The sequence below is a fragment of the Drancourtella sp. An12 genome, from assembly GCF_002160935.1.
Classification (GTDB): domain Bacteria; phylum Bacillota; class Clostridia; order Lachnospirales; family Lachnospiraceae; genus Sellimonas; species Sellimonas catena.
The window spans coordinates 253,854-280,442 of the sequence record NZ_NFLO01000001.1 but is presented as its reverse complement, the minus strand read 5'-3'; the positions used below and the strand labels follow the sequence as shown (position 1 = coordinate 280,442).

Here is a 26,589-nt window from a genome sequence, read left to right as displayed (position 1 = left end):
CACCTTTGCGGATAAGTTTCCCAGCCTAAAATTTAACTTTTTGGCAAATGATATTCTGTTTGGCAAGCAGCTCAGATGCAGGAAATCCGCATCTTTTCTCGCCGCCTGTCAAAAATTTTTCGTATTTTCTTTGCCCCGGCAGGTATCCCCCCTCTTTAATTTCGCAGAAATTCACGTTTGAGGGGGCGCCGGTCTTTTGGCAGCAAAGTCACAGAGATTTCGACCGCCCCTCCGGGTAGTGAAATTCCTCGTATCTGTCCTCTGTCATCGTTTTGGAATCGTGGCAGGATTTGCAAAGAGCCTGCCAATTGTCCCGATCCCAGAACAATTTCCGATCTCCCCGATGAGGAATGATATGATCCACAACCGTTGCCTTCACATAACGTCCTTTGGCAAGGCACCTCACACAAAGGGGATGAGACCGCAGGTACACAGCCCTTGCCTTCTGCCAGCGGCTCCCGTATCCTTTCTCACTGGTAGTCTTCCTGTCGTGCTGGTGGAAGGGTTTGTGTTCCTCACAGTACAGGGTGCCGTAGGGAACCAGCTTGCCGCAGCCCGGATGCTTGCACGGGGTGTTCGGCCTACATGGCATGATACCCACATCCTCTCCGGTTCCGTTCCACCACCCGGTCAATGCCACGGATCGCACCATCCTCATCACCGGCAAGGATCTGCCCTTTGATCGTGCGGTACTGCTGCACGGTCAGTTCCGGCTTCTTTTTCTTCAGATATAACAATGCTGCCCGCATCTTCTCTGTATCCATACGCTTCCACTCCCTTCTATGTACAGACGGGTGAAAGGATAAAGCCCCGCCCGGCCACGAAAAAAGGACCTGAAGTTTGCACTCCAAGCCCTGTCTTATTTCGGCAATTATAATGATAGCACAGAGGATCTGAAAAAACAGTACACCTTTAGTAAACCAATTAGCAGAACAATTTAAGATTCGTTTGCTTTTCTCTTTTGCCTTTCATTCTCCATTATTGTAATCGCAAATATGGCTATACTAAACCCAATAATGCAGATTAGTGTTGCACCAATTGAGATTCTTGTATTTATAAATCCAGTAAATCCATTTACCACAGCACAAATAATGAAACAAAAGCATATTCCTAATGTAATCTTAGAAGCCACAGTATAATTTTTCATTTCTACCATCCTTTCAATTATACAACTTAGCATTTTGTTCATCGAATACTAGTTATTCTTTAAATATTTAACGATTTCGTCAACAATTTCAGGGTGCCATGCATCAGAATTCAATACACCTTTATGCCACATTGAGAACCTAGCACCTTTATCAGTAGTTCCCCACCCATTACCATAATGAACTAACAATCCCATTTTTTCCATAATCTTATTTAAAGCATTTACGCTCTTAACATTATATCCCATGTCCTGTAATTTTTTAACAATTTCTCCTTTGTATAAATCTCCCTTATAGTTATACGGCATACTTTTCTCCCTTCATCTCTTTATTTTGCTAATTATTATATAGATAACAGATTAAATACAAATTCCAAGCTTACTATTATAATACCAAGTGCATCTCTGAAAGTAAAGCAATCAATTATATCTCTCCACAGCTCCAATCTGTATCTGTAATGCCTTTGTAACAGTAGCCATAATTTCCATATCTGTAACACTTCCTTTTTTCTCCATGAGGCAAGACTTGTCAATAGTGCTGACCTGCTCCGCCAGCGCCATACTGTTTCTGGCTAGTCCGGTACCAGAAGTCTTCGGGATCAGCACATGGGTAGGGAAGTGAGGCCTTTTATATGTTCTCCCTGTCAGAGGGATTACCGTAATCACCGGGGAATTTTCATTCGCCCGGTTATTGCTGACCACAAGAGCCGGGCGGATACCGCACTGCAGGCTACTCTCAGTATCTCTGCCAAAGTCCACAAAATAAATATCGCCTCGTCTGCATTCCATCATATTCGCCTCCTTAACTCAGCATATAGGACACCATCTCGGCATCTCGCTGCGCATACAGTTCCTCCAGTTCCCGGATCGCTTTCCGGCGGTTCTTTGCCACCATCGTCCGGGAGATATGATAATGCTCACACAGATAATCCCACGTGCAACCGTTAACCACCATGTCTGCCATAAATTCCGGTAGATAGCCACTTAAGGCTGACAGCGCCGCCTCAAAGAACCTGATTTCTTCATCCAGCATCAGATACTGTTTTTCCAGATGTTCATACCACTCCTGATTGATCCGCTCCATACGTTCATGATAATTCAGTGCAATCGAGGCGGGCTTATTGGAAATATTGCTGGTCTGAACCCGTTCACCTTCCGGGGAATGAAAGTTCATGGAGTCGATCATCTCCTTCTCAGAAATCCCTCTGAAATTCCGGATCTGATGCTCCAGACAGTTTCGCTCCTTCTTCATCCGATGATATTCCTTTATGATTTTTTCTATCCTTTCACTCATCACTTACCCTCCAATCCTTGCACGGACAGCTTCTATCAAACTAGACTGCCGCATATCTTTATTCTCCAGAGCCTTCATCACATCCTCGTCATGGGTATCCTTAGTGATGATATGGTGGATCACCACCGTGTGTTTCTGTCCTTGTCTCCAGAGTCTGGCATTCAGCTGTTGGTATAGCTCCAGAGACCATGTCAGCCCAAACCAGACGATAGTGCAGCCACCCTCTTGAAGATTCAACCCATGTCCGGCAGAGGCTGGATGGATCAGTGCTAAAGGGATCTTCCCGGCATTCCAATCCGTGATATCTTCCGAAGTGTCGATGCGCCGAGCCGCCGGGAATCTCTCCCGGATACGGGAAAGATCATGCTTGTACCAAAAGGCTACTAGCAGTGGTTTTCCATTGGCCGCTTCCACCAGATCCTCCAGAGCATCCAGCTTCCGGTCATGGATCGGGAGGACTTTCCGGTCGCTGTTATACACGGCACCATTGGCCATCTGTAAAAGTTTATTGGACAAAGCACCTGCGCTGACCGCATCCAGTTCTTCCTCTCCGATCTGCACTACCATATCCCGACAGAAGTTATCATAGATTTTTTTCTCTCTCCGGTTCATCTCCACCTTCACCCGATTGTAGATACATTCCGGCATATCCAGATAATCCACAGCCTTCATCGAGATGCAGATATCCGAGATCAGGGAATAGATGGCTTGCTCTGCTCCCTCACGGGGTTTGTAACTATAGATGATCTCCCGGTTTCTTTTATCCGGTTTGAAGAACCGCTCCCGATATCCGGTGATAAATCTGCCCAGCCGCTGCCCCATGTCCAGAAGATACATCTGGGGCCAGAGATCCAGAAGGGAATTGGGGGCCGGTGTCCCGGTCAGACCGATCACCCGGTTCACCAGAGGGCGCACCTTTTTCATGGCTTTGAACCGTTCTGCTTTATTCGATTTGAAGCTGGATAATTCATCAATGACCACCGTATCAAAATCCCAACGGTGGTTTTGCACCAGCCAGCTGACATTTTCCCGATTGATGATATATAAAAATGCCGGACTGGCAAGAGCTTCTTCCCGTTGTTTCTGATTCCCCACAACCAGTGAAGCGGTCAGCCCTGTTAAATGCTCCCATTTCTGTAGCTCCTTCGGCCAAGTGTCCGTGGCCACACGCTTTGGAGCAATCACTAAAATTTTCCCGATATCAAAACGATCCAATGCCAGTTCCCACAGGGCAGAAAGCGTGATCACCGTTTTCCCAAGTCCCATATCCAGCATCAGACAGCAAACCGGATGTTCCAGAATAAAATCTGCTGCGTACTGTTGATAGTTATGTGGTCTGTATTTCATCCAAAATCCCTCCAATCATTTCTTTGCGATCCACGGTATAAACACGAAAGCCCAATGCGGCCAGCTGCCTTGCCCGGTACTGCTGCAAGGGCCGCATGGTTTCTCCCGGAGCCTTCAATTCCACAAAGGCCATCCTTCCTCCGGGGAAGAGAACCAAGCGGTCGGGCACCCCATTGAATCCGGGGGAGACGAATTTGACAGCCAGCCCACCACGCTTTTTTACCTCCGCAGCGAACTTCTTTTCTACGACACTTTCCCTCACGAAAAAAACCTCCTGTTCCTTAGTGCTGTTCCCAGTACCAAAAATCCTATACGCGCGTACACGTATATACGTGTGCCTATTTCTATATATTTTTCTATCTTTTATCCTCAATATGGTTTTTCTTAGGAACATAGGAACAGGCTATCGCCAACCGCTTGATTTCAAAGGGGTTTTGCCTGTTCCAGACCTGTGTTCCCTGAGTCTCCAAAGATACAACGGAACGTTCCCAACTTAATCCGGCTGTTCCTTGCATCGCACGAATGTCTTCTGTGGGCCATAAAGGGGAAAACGGGTTTTTCCGCTTTTGAGTCCCTGTATCGGCTCCCAGCCACCAATCTTCATCAGGATGGATTCCACCTCATAGGAATCCGTCCGTTTCAGGTTCTGGCGCTCCTTTCCAAAGCACTCACACCAGATTTCCATGATGCAGACCTTCTCCCGGCGCACGGTTCCCGCCGTGGGCGTACCATCAAACTCGCTGCCGCCGAGGAAACTTCTCCGCTGGTATAGATCCATCCGATCCCAGTTCGCAGGGAGCAGCGTCTCCAGATACTCTGCGATCACGCCTTCCCGGTCATCGGACTCCATCGCATCCTGCTGCATGACATAAGCATCTGCCGCCACCCGGCCTTTCAGATACAATTCCTCTCCATTGTGATAACGCTCCAATGCCTCTGCCCAGACCTGATCCACCTCCTGCAGTTCCCACGGGTGGAACCGGCCATGCCCGGAAACATGTACCGGCCAGAAGCGCCGGTTCCCGGTAATGTCCCGCAGAAAGCCTCCCTCGGAGTTGGTACTTCCCACAATGATGCAGGATCTGGGATGACTCTCCACAGCCACGCCATAGGACTGCCGGAACTTATCATCCGTTCTGGTAACAAAAGATTTCACGGTCTCCACATCCACCTTCTTGATCCCGGCCAGCTCTCCCAGTTCCAGAATCCAATATCCCTGCAGCTTCTCAGCGGCGGTCTTATCTTTCATATCAGAAATGGAAAGGCTGTCTGAATACCAGTCTTTTCCCAGCAGGGCAAACAGGGTAGATTTCCCGATCCCCTGCGGGCCGTTCAGCACAAGGATGGAATCAAACTTGATCCCCGGTTCATACACTCTGGCTACCGCAGCGGTAAAGGTTTTCCGGGTAACAGCACGGATGTAGGTTGTATCTTCCGCACCCAGATAGTCGATCAAGAGTGTATCCAGCCGCTCTGTCCCGTCCCACTGCAGGGTAGAAAAGTATTCTTTGATGGGGTGATAGAGCCTCTCCGCAGATACCACGGCCAGCAAGGCGTCCTTAAACTTTGTCGGTGACCAGATCCCATAGACACGCTCAAAATACAGCTTGGCACAGGAAAGATCCGTATCACCCCAGCCGGGTTTCACCTGCCGCCACGGCAATGGCCCAATCACATCCACCATGCACTTAAACTCGTTGAAGACGATGTTCTTCAACTTCGGGTCGTACCGAAGAATCAGGGCAATATTGGTAAGCGTGTCTTTTACCTTACCCTGCTTGTCCAATTCCAGAAGAGTCTGCCAGTTCTCTGCATCTTCCTCCGTAAACTCGGCCTGCGCCGCCTCCGTCCGCTCCTTGGCAAGCTGGGCTTTCACCCGCTGATCTTGGATAGCAAATTCCTGCATGGCCTTAAAGGATGGCAGCTTCGCCGGATCGGTATCTTCACTTGCCTTTGCATCCAATCCTCCAAACTTGTGAATACGGACAACATCAAACGCATTCATCAGTTTTCCACAGGCCGGATCAGTGGCATGGTGGCTGTATGCGAAACGGTCTTCATAGATCACGACACCGGCCTGCGAGTCAGCAGGAATGTAGTCATATCGGCCGGACATAGCGCTGTGTTTATACACATCGGTCAGGAAAGTATCCATCGCTTCCGTGATACTGTAGGCACGGCAGAACGCTCCGACCACTCCCGGCTTTTCCAGAGGATCAGCCTGTTTTTTCATATCCCTGCGGACAATGGTCTGCTGCCGTTTGGACACTGGCCACTCCGCTGTATTGTGCCAGTCCGTGTATTTAGCAAGAACCTTATCCGGATCGAGCAGGTCTCCCGTGATCTCCCGGAACACGAACTCCCCATCGGAAGAGGTGGAAGGCCAGTACATCAGCCTGCTCGGCTCATAAGTGGTATCATCAAACAGTTCAATCCCGATCTCTTCCGCAACTTTTCTGGAAACAGCGCAGTACTCATCCGGTGTCACCTCACGGGACAGAGGGATGATGAGACGGAGTCTTGGCTTTTCCGGTGTATGCTTATGCGTGGAATACACATAACACTGAAAAGAAAAGAACATCTCGATCTGATCGATGATATCTTCTGTTGCATAGTCCATATCCAGCGACAGCCCCGACCGGGTAATCACACAGTCCTTCTTCCGGCGGCCGCCCTTTAATGTGCCAAGGACAAAACCACCCACATCCTTAATCTCATCCTGCTTCGCTTTCCCCAGCTTCCGGTACTGCTCCACCGTCTCGGCAGTCCTCTGGGTGCGGAAGATCCGGTCTCTAAACTCGGACAATTCCATCTCCACAAGGTTCCAGTGTTTCTCCATTCTGGAGTTACCAATACTCAGTCGGATCATTCGGTTCCCTCCTCCATCAAGATTTCCATGTTTCTTCCTATCCTCCGCAGTATCCTTTCACACTCCCGGATACAGCGCTGCAGTTCCCGCTTTTCCGATTCATCTTCCGTCTTTTTCTCCCGGTTCTGATACGCCTTTATCCGGGAGCGGTAATTCATCTCTTGTTTCACCAGAAACTGCCGCAGTTTTTCCTTTTCTGATTTTTCACAGTACCGCCGGAGCAACAGAGAGAGTTTCTTTGCTTTTGCAACGGTACAGGGGAAGAAACGCTCAATTTCCAAAACCATCTGCCCGGTCGGATACCGGATGTGTAATCTCTTTTCTTCCGCTTCCATATGCTGTACAGCATAATAGGCTGTCGGATCGGGACATCCTGATCCATTCTTATAACTGATCCCCATAGCGCATCCTCCTCTAATCTTTTTTATAAAACGCACACTCGTAACCGTCCGCACGGAGGGGCAGGCCCGCCGCCCAATCCGGCTGCTCCGACATGATCTTGCAGATCTCCTCTACCCCGGAGACGCCCTCTGGGACTTCCAATACAGCCTCATCGTGGATATGCATCACAATGTCAAATCCTTGATTCCTAAGCCGGAGCATGGCCAGCGCCAAAAGATCACGGGCCGTAGCCTGCACGATGTTCTCCACCAGCTTCGGGCCGTATGTTTCAATCCGCATCCACTTTTTGCTTTCCCCGACACCCTCATAGGAAAGGCTCTCCCTTCCAAAGCGGTTCTGTGTTATCCGGGGCTTGATATAAGAGAGCTTCCGGCCAGAGGGGAGGGTGACAAATAAGATGCCGGATCGGTAAGTAAAACACAGTTTTCCCATTGCCACCTCCGTCCGCTCCTTCACGGCCTTTACTGCCGCTGTATCCACCTCCCACCAGAACTTTGTGATATGTGGATTAGAATTTCTCCACTGGCTCACCAGCGGCTGCAGTTCTTCCTCCTGAAGTCCCATATCCAATGCCCCCATCGAGGTGAGCGCTCCCACAGCACCGCCGTATCCCAGTGCCAACTCGGCGATTTTTCCCTTCTGGCGGAGATGCCCATTCACGCCATGTTTCACCACCGGGACGCCGAACATCTTCGATGCGGAAGCGCAATAAATATCTCCGCCCTCTGCGAAAGTATCCAGCCGCCACTGCTCCCCGGCGAACCACGCCAGGACTCTTGCCTCAATTGCTGAAAAATCTGCTACGATAAACCGGCATCCGGGCTTTGGTACAAAGGCCGTCCGGATCAGTTCCGACAGAACCTCTGGCGTGGAATCGTATAGCAGATCCAGATCTTCAAAGCGCTGTTCTTTCACAAGGGTACGGGCAAGCTCCAAATCCGGGATGTGGTTCTGGGGGAGGTTTTGTACCTGCACCAAGCGTCCGGCCCAGCGCCCCGTGCGGTTCGCTCCATAAAATTGGAGCAGGCCATGCACCCGACCGTCCGAGCAGACGGAGCGCTCAATGGCTTCATACTTTTTTACACTGGTCTTTGCCATCAAAAGCCGGAGTTTCAATACTTCCAGTACTTCTCCATCCGTTTCCGAAATCAACCCTTTGACCGTCTTTTTATCCAGCTTCTCCGCTTCCACGCCATGCTCGGAAAGCCAACCCTTAATCTGCGCCGGGGAGTTGGGATTGGAAAGCCCGGTCAGTTCATAGGCTCTGGTCATGACCATCTGGCGGTACTGGTTATCACAGAGAACTGCATTCTCCACCAGCTGTTGATCCACCAGAATCCCCCGATCATTGATCTCCTGATCCATCCGGTACAGTTCCATCTCCGATTTCGGGATTGGAAATTTCCACAGTTTCTGCCGGATCTCCCGCTCCGCATCCACATCCCGGATGCAGTAAGTTTTGAACCGTTCCCATTTCTCCGGTGCGTCCTCTGGCCGGTTCCGAGTCCGGCCACCGTTGGCTATCGTGGGCTTACATGGCATGGAGAAGAACCGGACAAGGTCAGTACCTTCCTTCAGCTTTTTTCTCTGAATATTCAGGACTTCACCCACGTTATCCAAGGAAAGGGGAAGGGCAAGCATGGCAGACTGGACGGCCGTACACTGCCATCCAAAAGGGGAGAATCTCCGTCCCAGATACTTAGAGATACAGGTACGCTCAAACTGAGCGTTAAACGCTACTTTTGTAACTGCCGGATCTTCCAAAGCAGCCAGTACCCTCTCTGGAAGCTGTTCTCCACAGGCAAAATCCACAATCTGAGTCGGCTTCTCATCAAATGCATAAGCAAAGAGTAAAATTTCAAAATTAGGACTGTCCGAATAGGCATACACGCCGCATTTGGTTAGATCCACATCCGAATAAGTTTCAATATCTATTGACAGGATAGGCATAAAATTTCCCTCCTTTATTTGCAAAATTGTTTCAAACAAATGGATATTTTTATGTAGAGACGGGTGGAAAACCACCCGCCAATATAATCAAGAAAGGAAATCCTCGTCTTCTTCCGTTTCAAAATCTTCTGCTGCTGTGGTGCGTCCACCAAGGCTCTCCCCGTCACGAAGTTTCTGGATATTGCCGAGTCCAGCTGCGATCCCACGGTTTCCGTTGGAGTTATATCCGTAGAAGGTCACACTGATCTTTCCATAACAGCCGGAATACACTTCGCTCTGATCCAGAATCGGCTGTACATGGGAATCCACCACCTGAGGTGCCTGACGGCTGTTCGCATTGAAGAAATAGCTGTTCGCATAGGCTTCATCATCCGGGCGATCGATATCACCATCCCGAAGAGGCTGCTTCAGATTGGTCGGGATCTTCCCACCCCATTTGGAAATGGAGTCCTTCTTGGCCTGCTCTACGGCAGCCTTGATAGCGTTGATGGTTTTCGTGTCGCTCTTCGGAATAATGGCCGAGACACTATACTTGGGATCGCCGCCATTGACGGAATCCGGCTCCCAACAGTGCAGATAGGAAAAACGGCAGGGTACGATTACTTTTGTAGGGTTCATATTTTTAGACATAGGTTAGTCCTCCTTCTGAAAATCCGCTTCTGCGGTTGATGTTTGAATGGCTTCCCGCTTGTCCGACTCTGGTACAAGCGTTATCTTCCCAGCGGGCTTATACACCAAAGCGCCGAGGATACGGGAAAACTCCTTTTTGCCCATCAGGCGCTCCATATCGGTAATTCCCAGCAGTGTGTGTTTATAAATATCGGTATAGCCTGCAGCTTTTGCGGCAGCAGCCACCTCTTCTTCCGAGGTGTATTTCCGATTGCTCTTTCCCATTACCAGCTTGAAACCGTCCCACTGCTTATGATGGACAATCGCCTGATCCTGTGCGTAGGCATAGATATCTGCTGCCCATTTAGAAAGTTCATCCGCCTGCTTCAGCACTTCCGCTATTTCTTCATCTGTAAGAAGTGCAGGTTCCTTAAACTCCATCTGGGCCAGCTTCAGATTTTCCTTAGCTCTCTGCCTGCAGGTAAATCGTGCTTTGCAGAACCGACACCAGCTTCCAGCGCTTAGGTATCCTTCGCCTTTCAGGGCCAATTTTCCGGCGGGTCGCAGCACTTCATTTCCCCATGCTTTCAGATCCTCTGGAGCAATCTCCCATGTGCTGGAATTAGAAAGTCTCGGCTGAAAAATGGTCAGACGAACAGTCTCTATCGGAAAGAGCATCTCGGCCATATCGAGAATGCCAAGCCCATAGATCATCAGCTGTGGATTTTTCTCCGCATACACCGGAACGCCTTTTCCCAGCTTCAGATCAATGATGTGTACCAGCTTGTCCGTCACGATCACCATATCCGCTGTGCCAAAGCAATCCGGCACATAATCAGAAACGTCCACCCTCTGTTCTACAGAGAAAATCGGATCAGGGCATTCCTTCCGGGCAGCTTCGATTTCACCGACTACGAAACTGACATAATCATCTACCGCTTCTAACAGATCATCGGAATAGTAATCAGAGACCGGACGGCGAGTTTGCTGCTTCAGGTGCTTTTTGATCAGATGTTCTGCCAGTGCATGGCCAGCGGAACCTTCTGCCTCATAAGGACTCTCCTCATCCTGAAATGCCTCGCCCAGCACCAGAGAAGGTGGGCAATGGATGAGGCGGTTTGCCGCCGATGGAGAGAACCTTGCATGAGCGCCCATCAGAGCGCCTCCGCATCAGTCATAAGGGCTGCATAGTTTTCCGGCTTCACGCCAGAGAGTTTCCCGGAATCATATTTCAAAAGCAGTTCTTTCACTTCCCGGCGCTTTCCAGCCTGAGTCTTGGCTGCCAAAACTGCCCGCACTTCTTCAATGGAAATTTCTTTCTTCTCTGGTTCAGCCGGAACAGCCATCTCTACTTTTTCATCCTTCTGGTCTTCTGCCAAAGCACGATAACCAGCGGCCAGCTTTTCATACCCTTCTGCGAGGGTCTTATAAATTTCATTCATATGTGACATCCTTTCTTAAGCAAATCTCAGTTTGTATACTGCCTGACGGAACGCATCCGTGATGCGGTCATCAATCATCATGGTTTCCGGATAAATCCGGCTGCCATCATCAGAGTAGAGGCGTACCGGAATTCCCAGCTTGCTGGCATGCTCCAATTCAAACGCCATACCATTACTGATTGTGCTTTCAAAAATCCACACCTCATCGCAAATCTTCATCAATTCTACACCGAGCGTAATACCGAGAATCCGCTCATCCGGATCAGAATCCTTTAGAAACTGCGGATACATCAAATGCGGAACCACAGGGCAATATCCGCAACGGGCCGCAAACCGAGCATGGGCTTTTGCAAGCGCTACATTCCTCTCAACATCACCACGATAGGGAGAACAAATATAAATTTTTTTCATCGTCATTCACCTGTACCTTTCATAATCATTCGGGGGTGTTCCCGTATTCTGGATTTAATAGGGAGAAAATTGGGAAATGATACTGTTCATAACATCAAGGTCATTTCCTTCCAAAGAGGGGGCCAGCCTTTTCAAAAGTTCTGCCTGTTCCGGTGAGAGCGTCTTCCGGTTTTGATGGTACCAATCTGCTACCTTCACACCGCCACCATATCTGCCACGAACTGTCTCAATTGGGTATGAACACGATAGTTCCTCAATATCACGCCGGATGGTTTTCTCACTCACGCCAAACTCAGACGCCAGATTTTCTACTGTATCCTGGCGTCTAATGCACAGTGCATCGAAGATCGCCGCCCTTCGTTCATTGGGTCTCATCGTGTCACACCTCCTTTCCCTTGCTCCGTGGCTTTAATTTATTGGTTAAACCGGACACCTTTTGACCGCTTTAAAAAACTTTTTCGCAAAACTTTTATCTACTCGTTTATTCTCCGTTTACATATAAGAAAGTGTAAAAAGTAGCTGATAGAAATAAAAAAAGGATCAGAGCATAACTGTAAACATTTACAGTCAGCTCCGACCCTTATTGGTGACTATTGAATTGTCCCTACGGTCAGTCAGCTTTTCTATCTTCTTCATCCCATACGTTTCTGGGCTTTAGATTTTTCTGTTTTTAATAAGTCCAGATAGGCTTTGTAAATCTTTCTGCATTTTGCACACTGAACAGAAATCGTAGCCTTGGTACGGTGATCTACCAATATTTCGCTACCACCACACCACGGACAGCTTAAATGGATATCCATTTGAAATTCTTCCACTGTATCAATCCCCCTTCTTCATTTACTTGTTCGCTAACTAGCGAACATAAAGATTAAAAATTTTGCGGGCTTCTTAAGAAACCCGCCATATCCTTATAGGTGAACTACTCCCTCATAAAACAAAGGACTTGCTGTGTCATACAAATTTCTTGCCGAATAATTCCCAACTCTTTTAACCGGATCGTAGCTGCCTGAAAGGACACGTTAAAAACTTGTGAAACTGTATCCGCTTCAATATAGCATCTTTGAATTTCTTTTTTCTGAGAAAATCCTGGCTTTTGCCGGAGAGCCCTCACAAGTTTATGAACCATTGCCTTAGGCATTAAAATTGCAGAAGATAATGCATTGGCCTGCCACTCCATCCACTCTTTGTCTGTCCAGACCGCCTGCTGTTCACAATTCATCTTTTTCGTATCAACCCTGCACTGTATCATTGCAGCTTCTTTTCCTTCACCCAGCAAATCCATTAAAGTTATCTGATTAGGGTCATAAGCAAAGTATGGGGTATGTAAAAAAACATGGCTTGCTTCATGTCCCATTGTAAAACGATACCTATGTTCCTGATTTTCTTCTAAAAGAGTCCGGTCAATAATAATCGTATTGGCCCTGGCACTAATATACTCAGCCCGATTTTGAATAGGATCATATACAGGAACCCTGTCCGTATCATTAAACACCGTCATTCCCAGATAGACACCGCAATGAGATAAATATTGGAAATCCTGATCTGTCCCCAGATAATCCTGGACAAAAAGATCTATATCGATCTCTTGCGGTGTTTGCATGGCGTCCGGATTAAAATCTGATACTAAATTTTCTCCAATAATATCGATCTCCTTCCGGCTTAATACCGGAGCCCCTGATCTCTTTCGAACAATTTCTGCTACATACATAGATAGGCACTTACCCCTTTCGCTTCTTCAGTTCTTCAACAAAATGCTTCCACTCCTCTTCGCCAGCGTCCAAATCCCTGGCTGTACGCAGTGCCGCGCTCACATAATCTCGTTGCATAATATATTCCGGCAAATCTGGGGCAACAGCTTTTCTCTTCTTTCCAGCTAGATTCAGCATCTCATTTTTTTCTTCTTTTGTCAGTTCCAGAATATGAGCGAGTTGATTCAGCTTCTCAATGTCGAAAGGATTTCGCCTATCTTTTTCAACATCCGTAAGAAACGGTGCAGAGACTCCGAGCATATCCGCCATTTTTCTGATGGTTATCTTTTTCTCGATCCTCTTCCTGCTTATAAAATCTCCAAAATTCGCATACGTCATAATCCTTCACCTTTTCATCTCTTTCGTTCTTGTAGTCTTATTTTTACTCTTCTTCGTTTTTATGTTAGCATTTATGCTTGTTCGCTTTTATGCTAACATGAGTATACAAAAAATACCGGGAGTTGTCAATCACCAATATCAAAATGTTTTACCTTTTATTTCCAAGGCTGATATGGTGATTGACTCCCAGATGTCTGAGATGCGCGGTCATTCTTTGAAAGATGCTGTTCTGCAGCTTCCCTGGTAGGGAAGATCCGGCTTTTACGTAACTGGATACTGCCATTGTTGTCAAACCGAACAATATAAAAATCTGAGTTCTTACGAACTATGGTTACTTCTCGAAGAATTCGATTACTTTCAATGATGAAGGCTTTGGATCCTATTTCATATTCCATATAATCATTGTGCCTCCTGAGCAAGATTAAACTCAAGGGAAAGTGTCTGTTTAATCTCTTCTCATTTCGAATTAACGATTCCTACTGTAGCGATGATTATATTATACGAACACACGTTCTGTTTGTCAATGGGATGTTTACTTTATTAAATCTTTAGTATCGTTACTTTAGAGATTCAAGATAGAGCATATCTATTTCGTCACGTATATTTTCAATCATTTCATCATTATTATAATTAATATGGGCCTTTTCGCTTAATTCTGCTATTCTCAAATGAACTTTGTTCATCCCATCGAACTCGACAATTTTAACCGGGATCCTAATCTTAAAAGTTCTTTTATCTGATGTGGCCATTATGAAATTTTCGACCAAATGAGAATTGAGAATTCCACAAATATAGTAGGCCTCTTTTTCGGATATAAATTCACCATCGGATCGTTCGCAAATAGAAACACAATGATTCTGAAATGCTGGTGTTTTCATTCCGCCCCAAGCGGTGTCAACCTGACCTATAACTGCAGATACCCACTTGGTATTATCTCTAAAAACTACATACCACGGCGCATGCGAATAAATGCCTGTTCTGGCTAGTGCATAGTATTCTGCATGTTTATTTCCAATAATTGAATCACTGTATCCTGTTTGCATTTCAAGATATTCCCTATTTTCCTTATAATACTGATAAAGAAGGGGAGAAGACTTACTTAACTCACTTCTATTAAATGGGATCTTGCTATGTTCCTTGTCATATGGAAAAGCGACTATAAACTCTGAAGGTTCAACATGAAATCTTTTGATGCCGACTCCTTTAACCAGTGGACGCAAATATTTGGTTTCAATTTCTGGAGTTCTAACTCCAATAGAATACTTGGATCTTTTGTTTTTATACGTTTCTAATGAAACTGTTTGCTTTTCATGATTAACGTTCTTGAGAATAAAAAGTTGTAATTCTTGTGGGTAATACTCAACACCTTCTCTTCCAATATATGAAGTAGTTCCTGATATTTTCTGAATACTTTTTAGCACTGATATATTATCCGCAACTGTCAAGGCTGTGCGGGTTTCCGTGGTTCTTCCAATAACCTTTTCGTTTATTGTGAAATAATCATTAAAAGTGTCTTGTGAAATTTTATCTGAAATCTTCTCAAGTTTTATCCCTTTATTTAAAACGATTTCTCTATACGGTATCCCTTTAAAATAATCCTGTTTTGTATCGGATATTATATAAGTACAAAAAAGCTGCTGTACAGGATAAAAAGGATGTCCCGACATTGACCAGTCAACAATTTCCTGGAAATATAACCGTCTATCCCCTTCTATATACAAATTTCTATACCCCTCATAGCTCTGCTGGAATAGAAGATTCTGAGGCATCAAAACAGCCATAACACCATGCTCTGCCAACCAATTCTCAGCCGTAATATTCGACAACAATGCACAAACATTTAAATTAATTCCGCCGGTGCGTCTGTCACCAGAAAACAGTTTTCTTGAAACACATGCGTTTTTGATTTTTTCTCTATGAACAGACGGCAGACTTTTCCAATCGACCCAAGGAGGATTTCCTACAATCATATCGTACTTACCTAAAGCGCATAACAAATAATAGTCTGTTATAGTACTCACCATAGAGTCACTTAACATGCCTCGTCTTTTTAATCTAATCCAATCTTCTTTTATTTCTTCGGTTTCATCTTCCGTGCAAATTTTATCTAGCTGTCTAATCAAACTATCATCGTTCTCGTCATCTGAAATATCTGCCATAAAACGAATTGTATTAATAAATTCTTCTTTATTATTGACAGAATGGGTGGGAACTCTTAAGGTTACAGTATTTCCCTCAGCATCAAGCAATTTGTCAACATAGTATTTTTTATCTTCGGTTAGTTTGTCACTATTGGAAACTGTAGAATCCCCAATAAAAACAGGAATATATATTTTTTGTTCATGAGATATGAGATCTGCAATGGTGATAAAATAATTAATACGCGCTAAAATTACCGCCAGAACGTTAGCATCTATTGATGCTACCTCTGTTAATATATGTTCAAGCTGTTTACCTTTTTCCAGATTACAATACTCTTTTCGTTTCATAGATATTACCTTGTGGGGGAATGTACCTGACCCTGCTGCAGAATCCAGCACTCTTACTCCATTTATTCCCTTTAGCGGTGAATATCTAATTGCTTCATTGATCACATTCTCTGCGAGCCACGAAGGAGTGTAATATTCTCCTAGCGAATGCCTTACGCTAGTAGGCATAATTGCCATATATAAATCTCTAAAAAGATCATCGGTTCTGCTGGTCAAATCAGGCATGTTTTCATACTTGAGCAAAACAGATATCACATCATTGATAGTATGATAAATTTGTTCTGTCCATTGTTCCTCTAAGAATACCCATGTAAAACAATTCAGTTCCAACAAATTATATATATGAATTTCTGAAGAAACCGCTCCATTTGCAATACGATTAAGTTCTGTTCGCAAAAATCTTGGCTCAAGATTATATAACTTGCGTAAAGAATACTCTTTCCTATTATTTTTTATAACTGAAACTACCTTGTATGCAATAAGCATACCTATGATTGCCGTAGCTGTGTGTAAAGAAAATAAAATTCTATACTCCTCGTTTGAACCAATTTCTTTTTTCCCGACAATAGATGCTAAGTCCTTTCGTCTCTCTTCAATTGCCTGTTGCTGTGAAGCATCATCATGAGACAGGCCAAAGTTGTCAAGCCATGAAGAATATGATATAGTAGTTTCCATACACATACTATCTAAAGAAGTATTAATTGCCTTTGTCATAGAATAAATCAGGTTAGTTCCTCTATGCTGTGCTATGACAAGATCATTAATTAAATTTTTTGCATCCAAAGATTTAACAGAAAGTTTAATAATATTTTTAATCAGCCTGCTTAATGCTTTCCCGTCAAATCTTTCTACCGTTTCACTATGAAATGTATTATCAATCCATTCAATAAATTGATACTGGAAACCGTCTGTAACCATAGCAGCATACTCACCAGGTTCTTCCTGATTCAATGCCTGAAGATATTTAATCGCCTGCTTTTCTGCTTTTTCCATATCTGCAATTGTCAAATACTTTGAGTGCTTTTTATATTCGATGATAAAATTATTGTACTTACTATCAATCCTACCATTTTTGCTCACAGCATGAAACTTTGTGTCATCATCATCAAAAGCAGTTAATTTTACACTTCTTTCGCGATAAGGCGTATATCCATCATATCCCGCAGGAATGAGAATAAGATCGGAAATATTAACCAATTGATGATCCATTTCAAAAGCAATCGTACTTTCAGATTCTGCTTGCAGAGCGATTGTATTGATTCTGTCACTCATTACCTCTGTTAATTGATCCCAGGTATCCCCTCTAATAACAGACTCAAGTTCCTCTGATTCCAGCTGCTTCTGAATATCTTTGATCAAATTATTGATTCTAATAGCATATTCTTCCATATATAAGCCTCCAAACATAATTTCTCATTGCCCACTAAAAATAATACTAAAAATTGATGCCCTTGTCAATCGGATCTCTGTACTGCCCACATCTTTTTTGAATATTTTTAATGCCTCTGGTCATCTAAAATACTTGCTATTTATAAAAATCAGAGCTAACATGAACTGACAAAAAAGGAGGATTGCTCAATGAAAAAACTTATAGTTTCTAAAGCTGTTAAAGAAAAAATACCACAAGATTTAATAAAGGAAATATACCGTCTCATTGTCGCTTTGCCAACTACAGAGATTGTACATCAATTTATTCTATTTTCTGATAGTAAAGGTACTACTCTTACTCATACTGTACCTCTTAGCAATTTCAACTATTCACTTTACTTTTCTAAAAAATTTAATTTAAACAATTCTTTTTCTATTATTGCCTATGAGAAAAGCGATAAAATAATGATAGCATTAACCTATGAAATAAAATAAAATAAAATATAAACTATCTGGTTTTAAATATATGAGTTTGACATTTCTTTTTACACACTTCTGAAAGCAGACAATTAAATGAACATATTTATAGAGGTTTATAATCTAATTCATATGCATGTGAATAATCTTTCACAATCATCTGATATTTTGCAATTCCTTTCATATCAGCAATATGTATAAGTAGTTTTCGATAAATATCAGGAATCTGACATCCCAAATAAATTGCAACCGGCGGCTTAATAATTGGATAACGATTTTTTTGTTCTATAGCTTGATTAGGTGTTGAACATATTATTCTCCACTCATTCTCATATTTCCAATCATTTGACTTGTTTAATGCAGCTTTCGTAAATAGGAACTCATCTTCGTAACTTCCTTCTGGCAGAATTCCTATGCATTCTTTCATGTATTGTTCCACACGCCATTGGCCGTAGCTTGTTGCGTCAAAACGTTTATCAGAATAGATTATCGGATATATAGTAGCTAACTTAATATTTCCGCATGATCGATTGGGACAATTAGAGCATTGCGAAATATCGTTATCTCTAAAATCATATCCTATTGCAAATCCTTTGTGATTGTCTGCATAATGTGCCCACATTAATGGGGACTTTATACTTTCAGAAAGACAAGCCATTTTTATGTGACCTCGTATTTCTTCTCTAATTGCGGAAAAACTTGTCTCCAAAAACGCATCAAGTCCAGGAAGAATTTGTTGTACTTTATCCAAAAATGTCCGCTCATCCAAAGCATCAAGTCCATTTCTTATAAATGTACGCATATTTGAGTCTGCAAACTTCAAATTCTCTAGAGGTTCCTGATACTGTTTTATATATTTAAATAAAGTTGCAGCATTTTCAGGGGCAAATACTTTTTTTGCATGTTCTAGTATTGTTGGTTTATCAAGGAATAAGAGACTATCGTGTAAATCATTAAATAGCGAAGCATTCGCTAACCATATCTCATCTTTCTCAAACGCATCCAAACTATATTCTGTACATGATCTAAATTTATAAAGCTGGTTAGGTATATTATTTTGAATGAATTGAATCATTGGCTGCATTTTTTGATTAAATTCTTCTGGCAAAGTATTCCTGTTAACTTTTATATTTTCTACAATTTTTTCAAACTCGTCTCTATAATTCACTATAACCCTCCCAAATATTTACCACTTCTGTTACCCGGACTTCTTTGATTCCTATAGCTCTAATTGCCTCAAAATCCAATGCAATTTTCCAATCGTCCATGCTGATTTCTTCTGCATTTATAGATTAACACACCACAGAACATAATGCGCATAAAATTTCTAAATGCTTCTGCCAGATTGTTTTATACTTTTCGGTAAAAGTAAACATTTTCGCATAAGCCCGTTATCCAACCATTTTTCTTACCCCTCTTCACTCTTCGGAAACTGATATACATTCTGTAAAACAAAGAAACACACCACATTTACAAATATTCATTCTGAAAATCTCTAAGCATACCTTTATTCCGGCTAAAATATCCACCTTTAGAATAGCAAAAATGGGATGCTTATTCACACCCCATATTCGCTGTTTTCTCTTATTTCCAGGCATTTTGCCCTTACTTCTGCCAAAAGATATGTTTCTGCAAACAGCTATATCTTGTGGTATTTATTTCGTTTTCCATTGCATTTATACAATATCTCGTGTGAGCAGTACTACCGTCTCCACATGCACCGTCATCGGAAACATATCCGCCGGCCGTACTTTTTTCAATTCATACCCGTTCTCACACAGATACTTCAGATCCCTCGCCAGTGTTGCGGAGTCACAGCTCACATAGACAATCCGGTCCGGCTCCATGTTTACCATCGTCTCAAGCAATGTTTCATCGCATCCTTTTCTCGGCGGATCCACCACAATCACATCCGCGTGAGCTCGACGGCCCGGATGAGACTCTTCGTATTTTCTATAATAGTCCGGCAGCACTTCTTCTGCTTTTCCAACATAAAATTCGGCATTTGTGATGCCATTGATCTCTGCATTTTTTCTGGCATCTTCAATCGCCTGCGGAATAATCTCAACTCCATAGACCTGCTTTGCTTTTTGAGCAAGGAAGAGTGAGATTGTTCCAATTCCACAGTATAGATCCCATACTGTTTCCTGTCCCGTCAGTCCAGCGTAATCGCAGGCAAGTCCATAAAGAACTTCTGTCTGTACCGGATTCACCTGATAGAAGGAAAGCGGTGAAATCTGATATTTGATCTCTCCGATATAATCTGTGATATACTCCTGTCCCCAGAGAAGCCGGATCTCTTTTCCCATAATAACATTGGTATTTTCACAATTGATGTTCATTGTAATGCTGGTCATTCCCGGAAGCTTTGTCAGTCGTTCTGTCAGAGTCTCCACATGCGGAATCTGTGTTCCATTTACGATCAGACAGACCATGATCTCGCCTGTCTTAAATCCACTTCGGATCAGAACATGGCGGAACAGCCCTGTTCCCGTTCCTTCATCGTAGGCAGTAACATGAAATTCTTTCATAAATTCAAGGACAATGTTAAGGACTTCGGTGTTGATCTCCTTGCCAAGTGCACAAACCGTGTTTGGAATAATCTGGTGGGTCCGTCCTGCATAAAAGCCGGCTACCGGATTCCCGTCCCTGTCAGTTCCGATCGGATACTGTGCTTTATTCCTATAATGAAATGGTTCCTCCATTCCACAGATCGGCTCCATAACAGCATCAAGCAGTGTGCTTTCAAATCCACCGATCCGTTCCAGATTATTCCGGACTTTCCGCTCCTTGAATTTCAGCTGTTCCTCGTAAGCCATCTCCTGAACCTGGCATCCCCCGCACTGTCTTGCCACCGGGCATTTTGCCTCTTTCCTCTTTTCAGACGGCTTGAGGATTTTCATCAGCCTGGCATAACCGTAATTCTTTTTCAGCTTTGTAATTCTTGCCTCGATCACATCACCGACGACCGCATCTTTTACAAAAAAGGTCATCCCTTCGGCTTTCCCGATTCCTTCTCCTCCTACTCCGATATCTTCTATTGTCAGTGTCACAAAATCATTTTTCTTCATTGATTCTTCCCCTTTTGTGCCCTAATACGCAGTTCTGTTTCCGCAGATGATTCTCTGATCTGCTATCTACCGCCCATTATACCCGACTTTCCGTATGTATACAAGAAAAAGCAGAACCGCCGTCCTTCTTGTCCGGGACCCGGGTCCTGCTTATCTTACTTCCCTCTATGACAAACTTGATTTTCTTAAGTTTGACTCAAACAGTCTGTTATATCCGATCCACTCTGTTGTGTTTTTATCTTTTAATAACTCTTTCATTGTCTGCATCTTGGCATCTGTCATATCAGCCAGATTTAATGCCATGGCCTCTGCAAGTGCAGGTTTTTTCGGGGAACCATATTCCAGTTCTCCGTGATGCGCCAGAATACAGTGTTTCAGTTCGCTTGCAAGCTTTGGCGGAAATCCCGGTATTGAGCGGATTGCGTCATCCAGCATTTCCACTCCGATAATAATATGTCCCAGAAGCTGTCCGTCATCCGTGTAATCATTTTCCGGAAATGCAGACAGTTCCTTTGTCTTTCCGATGTCATGATACATAGCCGCTGCATACAGGAGATCTCCGCTCAGGAAATCGTAGGCCGCAAGGTAATAACGGCAAAGATTTAAAATGCTTAATGTATGTTCCAGCAGGCCCCCGCAGAATCCGTGATGAACACTCTTTGCCGCGGAATGATTTTTAAACTTCCGGATAAATTCCTCGTCTTTCACAAAATAATACTCTACAGCCTGTTTCAGATACGGATTCTTGATCATCTCCGCAAATTCAAGGAGCTCTTTGTACATTTCTTCCACATCCCGTTCACTGGTCGGCATGTAGTCTGCCAGAATATATTCATCTTCCTGTGCTCTCCTGAGCTGTTTGATGTTGAGCTGCAGATTGTTGTTATAAGTCGTCACTTCGCCGACAATCTCCACGAAGTCTTTTTCATCATAGTCCGCAATTCCGTTGGAATTCGGATCCCAGATTTTTCCGTCCAGTGTGCCGGTTTTATCCTGCAGAATCAGGTTGTCATATGGCTTCCCATTTCTGGTCTCTGCGCTTCTTTTTGATTTGCATAAATAAATGGCACGAATGGTTTCTCCTTCATGCAGTTCCTTGATATATCTCATTTTTTTCCTCTTTCTAAATTCATTATTCTGCCCCGGCCAGCGTAACATCAAACTGTACGTCCACATATTCCTCCGATCCTCTACGCTGTCCTTTGATCGTAATCTGACGTCCCTGCCGGTAATCCATAAGCTCCTCTTTGAGCCCTTTTAAAGTATAGATCTTGGTATCCCCGATCGCTGTAATAATGTCTCCACTCTGAATTCCTGCCTGCATGGCCGGTGAATCCGGCATGACGGAACTTACATAGACCCCTTTTGGCATATCCTGACTGTCCGCAACGGCATCTGACACTTCGGTTCCATTGATTCCAAGGTATGCTGCAGAAATACCGTTTGAAAGGAGTTCGATCTCTTCTTTTAATTCGGAAATCGCGAAAGCGGTAATGACTCCTGACGTACCGTCTTCGTCCTCATCGATCAGCCCGATAATCTCTCCGCTTAAATCTACCAGAACTCCGCTTGCGCCTTCCACACGCACCATATCCGTCTCAATCATCTGATACTGGCCGTCACAGAGATACTGCTGTCTTTCTGTTCCGCTGACAGTCCCGAAACTTACCCCGCCCTCTGAACCGAACGGTGCGCCCAGCGCAATCACCGGATCTCCGGTGGATACAAGATTGGAATTTCCAAGCACCGCGACTGATGCCTGGATCGCTGTGTTCTGCGAAAGCCGCGACTTTTCTACTGCGTAGACCGCAATTCCGAGATTTCTGTCCTGCTGTTTTAAAGAAGCAGTCACCTCATTGCCATCGTAGAATGTAGCCGTCACTGCCTTGCCGCTCTCAAAGATACTGTCTCCTGTCAGAATCAAAAGCTCCACTCCATTATCCGCCACAATAATTCCGGAACGGCTCTGCTTTGTACTTGCTGTCTGCCCGTCCTCGGAAGCAGGTACCGTCCCTTCAATCACAACAACACTTTTCTCCACAGTATCAGCGATCTGGTTCATCTCATCTATCATCTGCTGATAATTTTCAATCGTCAGTGATGGAACAGCGGCCTGCCCGTCTTCTGATTCAGTCTCATCTTCCTCCTCCGTCTGCTCATCCTGCGGAATCGTCACATTTGTCCTCGTATTTCCGATATGCTCATCTACCCATGGTTTGGCCACAACAAACCCAACACACGCCATAAGTCCGAAAATCAGTCCCAGGCCCGCGACCCTCAGAATCTTTAATGCCACCACCCGCTTATCCACCGGGGGTTTTTTGATCGTTTCCTTCAAAAAAGAATAGGAGTCTTTTTCTTCCTTCTTCTCATCATCATCTTGAAATTGGGCAGACATCGTATTTCTCCTTTTTAATCCCTTTTTATAGTATACCGTAACACCTCCCAATGTTCAACATTTAACCTTTTTTTCTGCTTTATTTTAGAAAGCAAATGGGGTAAAATGATACTTGACAAAGTATGTATAGACAGGGGATTTTCATGAATACGAAAACATTACGTAAATTAGAATATGATAAAATAATACAGCTCCTCGCAGACCATGCCGCGTCGGAGAGTGGAAAAAACCGTTGTCTCAGTCTGCTTCCGCAGACAGATTTATCTGTTATCGAACAGATGCAGGAAGAGACTGCCGCAGCATTTACCAGGATCGTCAAGAAAGGAATGCCGTCCTTTGGAGGATGCGTTGCTGTAGAAGACTCGTTAAAACGTCTGGACCTGGGCGCTTCGCTCAGCGCTCCTGAACTGCTTTCTATCGGGAGACTGCTGGAATGTGCGGGACAGGCGAAGGCGTACGGCCGGCATGATACGGTCGATGAGGTGCCGGACTGTCTGGATTCTTATTTCCAGCGTCTGGAGCCGGTATCCAGAGCCGCGTCCGAGATACGGCGCTGTATTCTGGAAGAAGATGTAATTGCTGATGACGCCAGCAGTAATCTTTTAAAGATCCGCCGCAGCATTCAGGCATCAGGCGGCAGGATTCACTCCACCTTGAACAGTATGGTAAACGGTTCCATGCGTAATTATCTGCAGGACGCCATTGTAACCATGCGTGGAGACCGGTACTGTCTCCCGGTCAAGGCCGAATACCGCAGTCAGGTCAAGGGAATGATCCACGATCAGTCCTCCACCGGTTCTACCTTATTTATCGAACCGATGGCGGTCGTAAAACTGAATAATGATCTGATGGAGCTTCATGCAAGGGAGCAGGAGGAGATTCAGGTAATTCTTGCAAATTTAAGCACAATGGCTGCGGAACACAGCGATGAGATCCGCGTTGATTACGAAATGCTGACAAATCTGGATTTCATTTTTGCAAGAGGAAGCTTTGCCGTTGATTTAAACGGTTCCCGCCCGGTATTCAATCAGGAAGGGCGGATTCATATCCGCGAAGGACGGCATCCGCTCCTTGACAAGGCCAGAGTGGTGCCGACCACAATCCGTCTCGGTGATGAGTTTGATCTTCTGATTGTCACCGGACCGAATACCGGAGGAAAGACTGTCTCCTTAAAGACAACCGGGCTGTTTACCCTCATGGGTCAGGCAGGTCTTCACATTCCGGCGCTTGACCGGTCCGAACTTGCCGTCTTTACAGAAGTATACGCCGATATCGGCGATGAACAGAGTATTGAGCAGAGTCTCAGTACCTTCTCTTCCCATATGACGAATATCGTTTCTTTCCTCGAACAGGTCGATGAACATTCTCTCGTCCTCTTCGATGAGCTTGGCGCCGGGACAGACCCGACAGAGGGAGCAGCCCTTGCCATTGCTATTCTCTCAAGCCTCCACAGGAGGGGAATCCGTACGATGGCCACTACACATTACAGCGAGCTGAAAGTTTTTGCGCTCACCACCGAAGGTGTAGAAAATGCCTGCTGTGAGTTTGATGTGGAGACCCTCCGCCCGACATACCATCTGCTCATTGGAATTCCGGGGAAAAGTAATGCATTTGCCATCTCAAAGAAGCTCGGTCTTTCAGATGAGATTATTGAAGAGGCCCGGACGCACCTGAGTGATCAGGAAGAGTCCTTTGAAGAGCTGTTAAGCGATCTGGAACACAGCCGCCGTACAATTGAAAAGGAGCAGGCGGAGATTCAGGCTTACAAAGAGGAACTGGAAATGCTCCGCAAACGTACAAAAGAAAAACAGGAAAAGCTGGATGCCCAGAGAGACCGGATCATTCGGGAAGCCAATGAAAAGGCCGGTCGTATCCTTCAGAGTGCAAAAGATTATGCGGATGAAACGATGCGTAATTTCCGCAAATTCGGAAAAGAAAATATTTCTGCATCCGAGATGGAAAAAGAGCGCGAAAAACTACGCCAGAAGATGGCAAAGACATCTTCTTCCGTTTCTCTGGAAAAGGCAAAGCCAAAGAAAACCTATAAGCCGTCTGACTTCAAGCTCGGCACCGCTGTCAAGGTGCTCAGCATGAATCTGACCGGAACCGTTCATACTCTTCCGGATTCAAGAGGAAATGTAGAAGTACAGATGGGAATTCTCCGGTCCAAGGTTCCGATCACTGATCTGGATATCATTGACGAACCGGTTTCCTATGTTTCCAAACAGACACGCCGCACTTCATCCGGAAAGATGAAGATGGGCAAATCACTGAGCGTGAGCCCGGAGATCAATCTGATTGGCCGGACGACAGACGAAGCAGTTGCTCTGCTGGATAAATATCTGGACGATGCTTATCTGGCACATATCAGCCCGGTCCGTGTCGTACACGGAAAAGGAACCGGCGCACTCCGCAATGCTGTCCATCAGTATTTAAAGAGACAGAAACATGTCAAATCCTACCGTCTCGGCGCTTTTGGCGAAGGGGACGCGGGAGTTACTATTGTAGAATTCAAATAGGGAGGAAGTTATGACTACAAAACAGAAAATTTTAATTGTAGACGATGATGAAAATATTGCCGAATTGATCAGTCTTTATCTGACCAAGGAATGTTTTGATACCCGTATGGTCTATGACGGAGAGGCGGCGTTAAAGGCTTTCGATTCTTATCAGCCGAATCTGATCCTTCTTGACCTGATGCTGCCGGGCATTGACGGTTATCAGGTCTGCCGCGAAATCCGCTCCAGATCCAATGTACCGATCATCATGCTTTCAGCCAAAGGAGAAGTCTTTGATAAGGTGCTCGGACTGGAACTTGGTGCGGATGATTATATCATCAAGCCGTTTGATTCCAAGGAGCTTGTGGCCCGTGTCAAGGCTGTGCTCCGCCGTTACCAGCCGGCAAAGCCGGAAAGTCCGGACCCGTCAAAGGGAAAATGTGTCGAATATCCGGGAATTTCCATCAATCTTACCAACTACTCCGTAGTTGTCGATGGACAGCGCGTGGATATGCCGCCAAAGGAGCTTGAACTTTTATATTTTCTTGCCGCTTCCCCGAATCAGGTCTTTACAAGAGAGCAGCTTCTTGATCAGATCTGGGGATATGAATACATCGGGGATACCCGTACCGTGGACGTCCATATCAAGCGTCTCCGTGAGAAAATCAAAGATCACAGCGGGTGGGGCCTCAGCACTGTCTGGGGAATCGGATACAAATTTGAGGTAAAATAA

28 protein-coding genes are annotated in these 26,589 nt (G+C 44.8%); 3 read left to right on the top strand and 25 right to left on the bottom strand.

The window, feature by feature from the left end; genetic code table 11:
- Nucleotides 1–208: 208 nt before the first annotated feature.
- From B5E64_RS01360 to B5E64_RS01260, 21 genes are all read right to left on the bottom strand, one after another.
- Nucleotides 209–592 carry an HNH endonuclease signature motif containing protein gene (locus B5E64_RS01360; RefSeq protein ID WP_087166726.1) on the bottom strand — a complete coding sequence of 128 codons (384 nt, stop codon included), beginning with the start codon at nt 590–592 and terminating at the stop codon, nt 209–211.
- Nucleotides 582–764, bottom strand: coding sequence for a hypothetical protein (locus B5E64_RS01355; RefSeq protein ID WP_087166725.1), 183 nt, complete (start codon nt 762–764; stop codon nt 582–584). The genes B5E64_RS01360 and B5E64_RS01355 overlap by 11 nt, the downstream gene beginning before the upstream one ends.
- Before the next feature lie 173 nt (nt 765–937).
- Nucleotides 938–1,147 (bottom strand): hypothetical protein, encoded by a 210-nt coding sequence (locus B5E64_RS01350; RefSeq protein ID WP_087166724.1) that lies wholly within the window; start codon nt 1,145–1,147, stop codon nt 938–940.
- A gap of 48 nt (nt 1,148–1,195) precedes the next feature.
- Nucleotides 1,196–1,453, bottom strand: a complete 258-nt coding sequence (locus B5E64_RS01345; RefSeq protein WP_087166723.1) for a hypothetical protein — start codon at nt 1,451–1,453, stop codon at nt 1,196–1,198.
- Between the two features lie 111 nt (nt 1,454–1,564).
- Nucleotides 1,565–1,936: a type II toxin-antitoxin system PemK/MazF family toxin gene (locus tag B5E64_RS01340; protein WP_343284031.1), complete on the bottom strand. Its 372-nt coding sequence runs from the start codon at nt 1,934–1,936 to the stop codon at nt 1,565–1,567.
- 10 nt (nt 1,937–1,946) lie between these two features.
- Nucleotides 1,947–2,438, bottom strand: a complete 492-nt coding sequence (locus B5E64_RS01335) for a hypothetical protein (protein ID WP_087166721.1) — start codon at nt 2,436–2,438, stop codon at nt 1,947–1,949.
- Between the two features lie 3 nt (nt 2,439–2,441).
- Nucleotides 2,442–3,785: a DEAD/DEAH box helicase gene (locus B5E64_RS01330; RefSeq protein WP_087166720.1), complete on the bottom strand. Its 1,344-nt coding sequence runs from the start codon at nt 3,783–3,785 to the stop codon at nt 2,442–2,444.
- On the bottom strand, nt 3,766–4,047 hold the full coding sequence (locus B5E64_RS01325; protein WP_087166719.1) for a VRR-NUC domain-containing protein: 282 nt from the start codon (nt 4,045–4,047) through the stop codon (nt 3,766–3,768). Before B5E64_RS01325 ends, B5E64_RS01330 begins: the two co-directional genes overlap by 20 nt.
- Nucleotides 4,048–4,278: 231 nt before the next feature.
- On the bottom strand, nt 4,279–6,651 hold the full coding sequence (locus tag B5E64_RS01320) for a virulence-associated E family protein (RefSeq protein ID WP_343284034.1): 2,373 nt from the start codon (nt 6,649–6,651) through the stop codon (nt 4,279–4,281).
- Complete coding sequence (locus B5E64_RS01315; RefSeq protein ID WP_087166718.1) at nt 6,651–7,055, bottom strand: hypothetical protein; 405 nt, start codon at nt 7,053–7,055, stop codon at nt 6,651–6,653. Before B5E64_RS01315 ends, B5E64_RS01320 begins: the two co-directional genes overlap by 1 nt.
- Nucleotides 7,056–7,068: 13 nt before the next feature.
- Nucleotides 7,069–9,006: a DNA polymerase gene (locus B5E64_RS01310; protein WP_087166717.1), complete on the bottom strand. Its 1,938-nt coding sequence runs from the start codon at nt 9,004–9,006 to the stop codon at nt 7,069–7,071.
- A gap of 87 nt (nt 9,007–9,093) precedes the next feature.
- Nucleotides 9,094–9,636, bottom strand: coding sequence for a DUF2815 family protein (locus tag B5E64_RS01305; RefSeq protein WP_087166716.1), 543 nt, complete (start codon nt 9,634–9,636; stop codon nt 9,094–9,096).
- A gap of 3 nt (nt 9,637–9,639) precedes the next feature.
- Nucleotides 9,640–10,770 carry a DUF2800 domain-containing protein gene (locus tag B5E64_RS01300; RefSeq protein WP_087166715.1) on the bottom strand — a complete coding sequence of 377 codons (1,131 nt, stop codon included), beginning with the start codon at nt 10,768–10,770 and terminating at the stop codon, nt 9,640–9,642.
- Nucleotides 10,770–11,057, bottom strand: coding sequence for a hypothetical protein (locus tag B5E64_RS01295; RefSeq protein ID WP_087166714.1), 288 nt, complete (start codon nt 11,055–11,057; stop codon nt 10,770–10,772). Before B5E64_RS01295 ends, B5E64_RS01300 begins: the two co-directional genes overlap by 1 nt.
- Before the next feature lie 15 nt (nt 11,058–11,072).
- Complete coding sequence (locus B5E64_RS01290; RefSeq protein ID WP_087166713.1) at nt 11,073–11,468, bottom strand: DUF4406 domain-containing protein; 396 nt, start codon at nt 11,466–11,468, stop codon at nt 11,073–11,075.
- Between the two features lie 54 nt (nt 11,469–11,522).
- Complete coding sequence (locus B5E64_RS01285) at nt 11,523–11,843, bottom strand: DeoR family transcriptional regulator (protein WP_087166712.1); 321 nt, start codon at nt 11,841–11,843, stop codon at nt 11,523–11,525.
- 257 nt (nt 11,844–12,100) lie between these two features.
- Nucleotides 12,101–12,283 (bottom strand): hypothetical protein, encoded by a 183-nt coding sequence (locus B5E64_RS01280; RefSeq protein ID WP_087166711.1) that lies wholly within the window; start codon nt 12,281–12,283, stop codon nt 12,101–12,103.
- Nucleotides 12,284–12,387: 104 nt separating this feature from the next.
- Nucleotides 12,388–13,176, bottom strand: a complete 789-nt coding sequence (locus B5E64_RS01275) for an ImmA/IrrE family metallo-endopeptidase (protein ID WP_087166710.1) — start codon at nt 13,174–13,176, stop codon at nt 12,388–12,390.
- A 10-nt stretch (nt 13,177–13,186) separates the two neighbouring features.
- On the bottom strand, nt 13,187–13,555 hold the full coding sequence (locus tag B5E64_RS01270; protein WP_087166709.1) for a helix-turn-helix transcriptional regulator: 369 nt from the start codon (nt 13,553–13,555) through the stop codon (nt 13,187–13,189).
- 155 nt (nt 13,556–13,710) lie between these two features.
- Nucleotides 13,711–13,950 (bottom strand): hypothetical protein, encoded by a 240-nt coding sequence (locus B5E64_RS01265; RefSeq protein WP_087166708.1) that lies wholly within the window; start codon nt 13,948–13,950, stop codon nt 13,711–13,713.
- 162 nt (nt 13,951–14,112) lie between these two features.
- Nucleotides 14,113–17,433: a hypothetical protein gene (locus tag B5E64_RS01260; RefSeq protein ID WP_087166707.1), complete on the bottom strand. Its 3,321-nt coding sequence runs from the start codon at nt 17,431–17,433 to the stop codon at nt 14,113–14,115.
- Between the two features lie 189 nt (nt 17,434–17,622).
- Here B5E64_RS01260 and B5E64_RS01255 point away from each other — a divergent pair, with 189 nt between their 5' ends.
- The gene (locus B5E64_RS01255; RefSeq protein WP_087166706.1) at nt 17,623–17,907 is read left to right on the top strand and encodes a hypothetical protein; all 285 of its coding nucleotides are present in this window, start codon (nt 17,623–17,625) and stop codon (nt 17,905–17,907) included.
- A gap of 88 nt (nt 17,908–17,995) precedes the next feature.
- Here B5E64_RS01255 and B5E64_RS01250 read toward each other — a convergent pair whose 3' ends face one another.
- The 4 genes from B5E64_RS01250 to B5E64_RS01235 all read right to left on the bottom strand — a co-directional run bounded on the left by B5E64_RS01250 (nt 17,996) and on the right by B5E64_RS01235 (nt 23,358).
- Entirely contained in the window at nt 17,996–19,057 is a 1,062-nt protein-coding gene (locus tag B5E64_RS01250) for a DUF2971 domain-containing protein (RefSeq protein ID WP_087166705.1), read from the bottom strand.
- A gap of 508 nt (nt 19,058–19,565) precedes the next feature.
- Complete coding sequence (gene rlmD, locus B5E64_RS01245; RefSeq protein WP_087166704.1) at nt 19,566–20,960, bottom strand: 23S rRNA (uracil(1939)-C(5))-methyltransferase RlmD; 1,395 nt, start codon at nt 20,958–20,960, stop codon at nt 19,566–19,568.
- A gap of 165 nt (nt 20,961–21,125) precedes the next feature.
- Complete coding sequence (locus B5E64_RS01240) at nt 21,126–22,070, bottom strand: HD domain-containing protein (RefSeq protein WP_087166703.1); 945 nt, start codon at nt 22,068–22,070, stop codon at nt 21,126–21,128.
- A 22-nt stretch (nt 22,071–22,092) separates the two neighbouring features.
- Nucleotides 22,093–23,358 carry a S1C family serine protease gene (locus B5E64_RS01235; RefSeq protein WP_087166702.1) on the bottom strand — a complete coding sequence of 422 codons (1,266 nt, stop codon included), beginning with the start codon at nt 23,356–23,358 and terminating at the stop codon, nt 22,093–22,095.
- A 143-nt stretch (nt 23,359–23,501) separates the two neighbouring features.
- Here B5E64_RS01235 and B5E64_RS01230 point away from each other — a divergent pair, with 143 nt between their 5' ends.
- Together B5E64_RS01230 and B5E64_RS01225 are read left to right on the top strand one after the other, a co-directional pair.
- Nucleotides 23,502–25,877 (top strand): endonuclease MutS2, encoded by a 2,376-nt coding sequence (locus B5E64_RS01230; protein WP_087166701.1) that lies wholly within the window; start codon nt 23,502–23,504, stop codon nt 25,875–25,877.
- Nucleotides 25,878–25,887: 10 nt separating this feature from the next.
- Nucleotides 25,888–26,589, top strand: a complete 702-nt coding sequence (locus B5E64_RS01225; RefSeq protein ID WP_087166700.1) for a response regulator transcription factor — start codon at nt 25,888–25,890, stop codon at nt 26,587–26,589.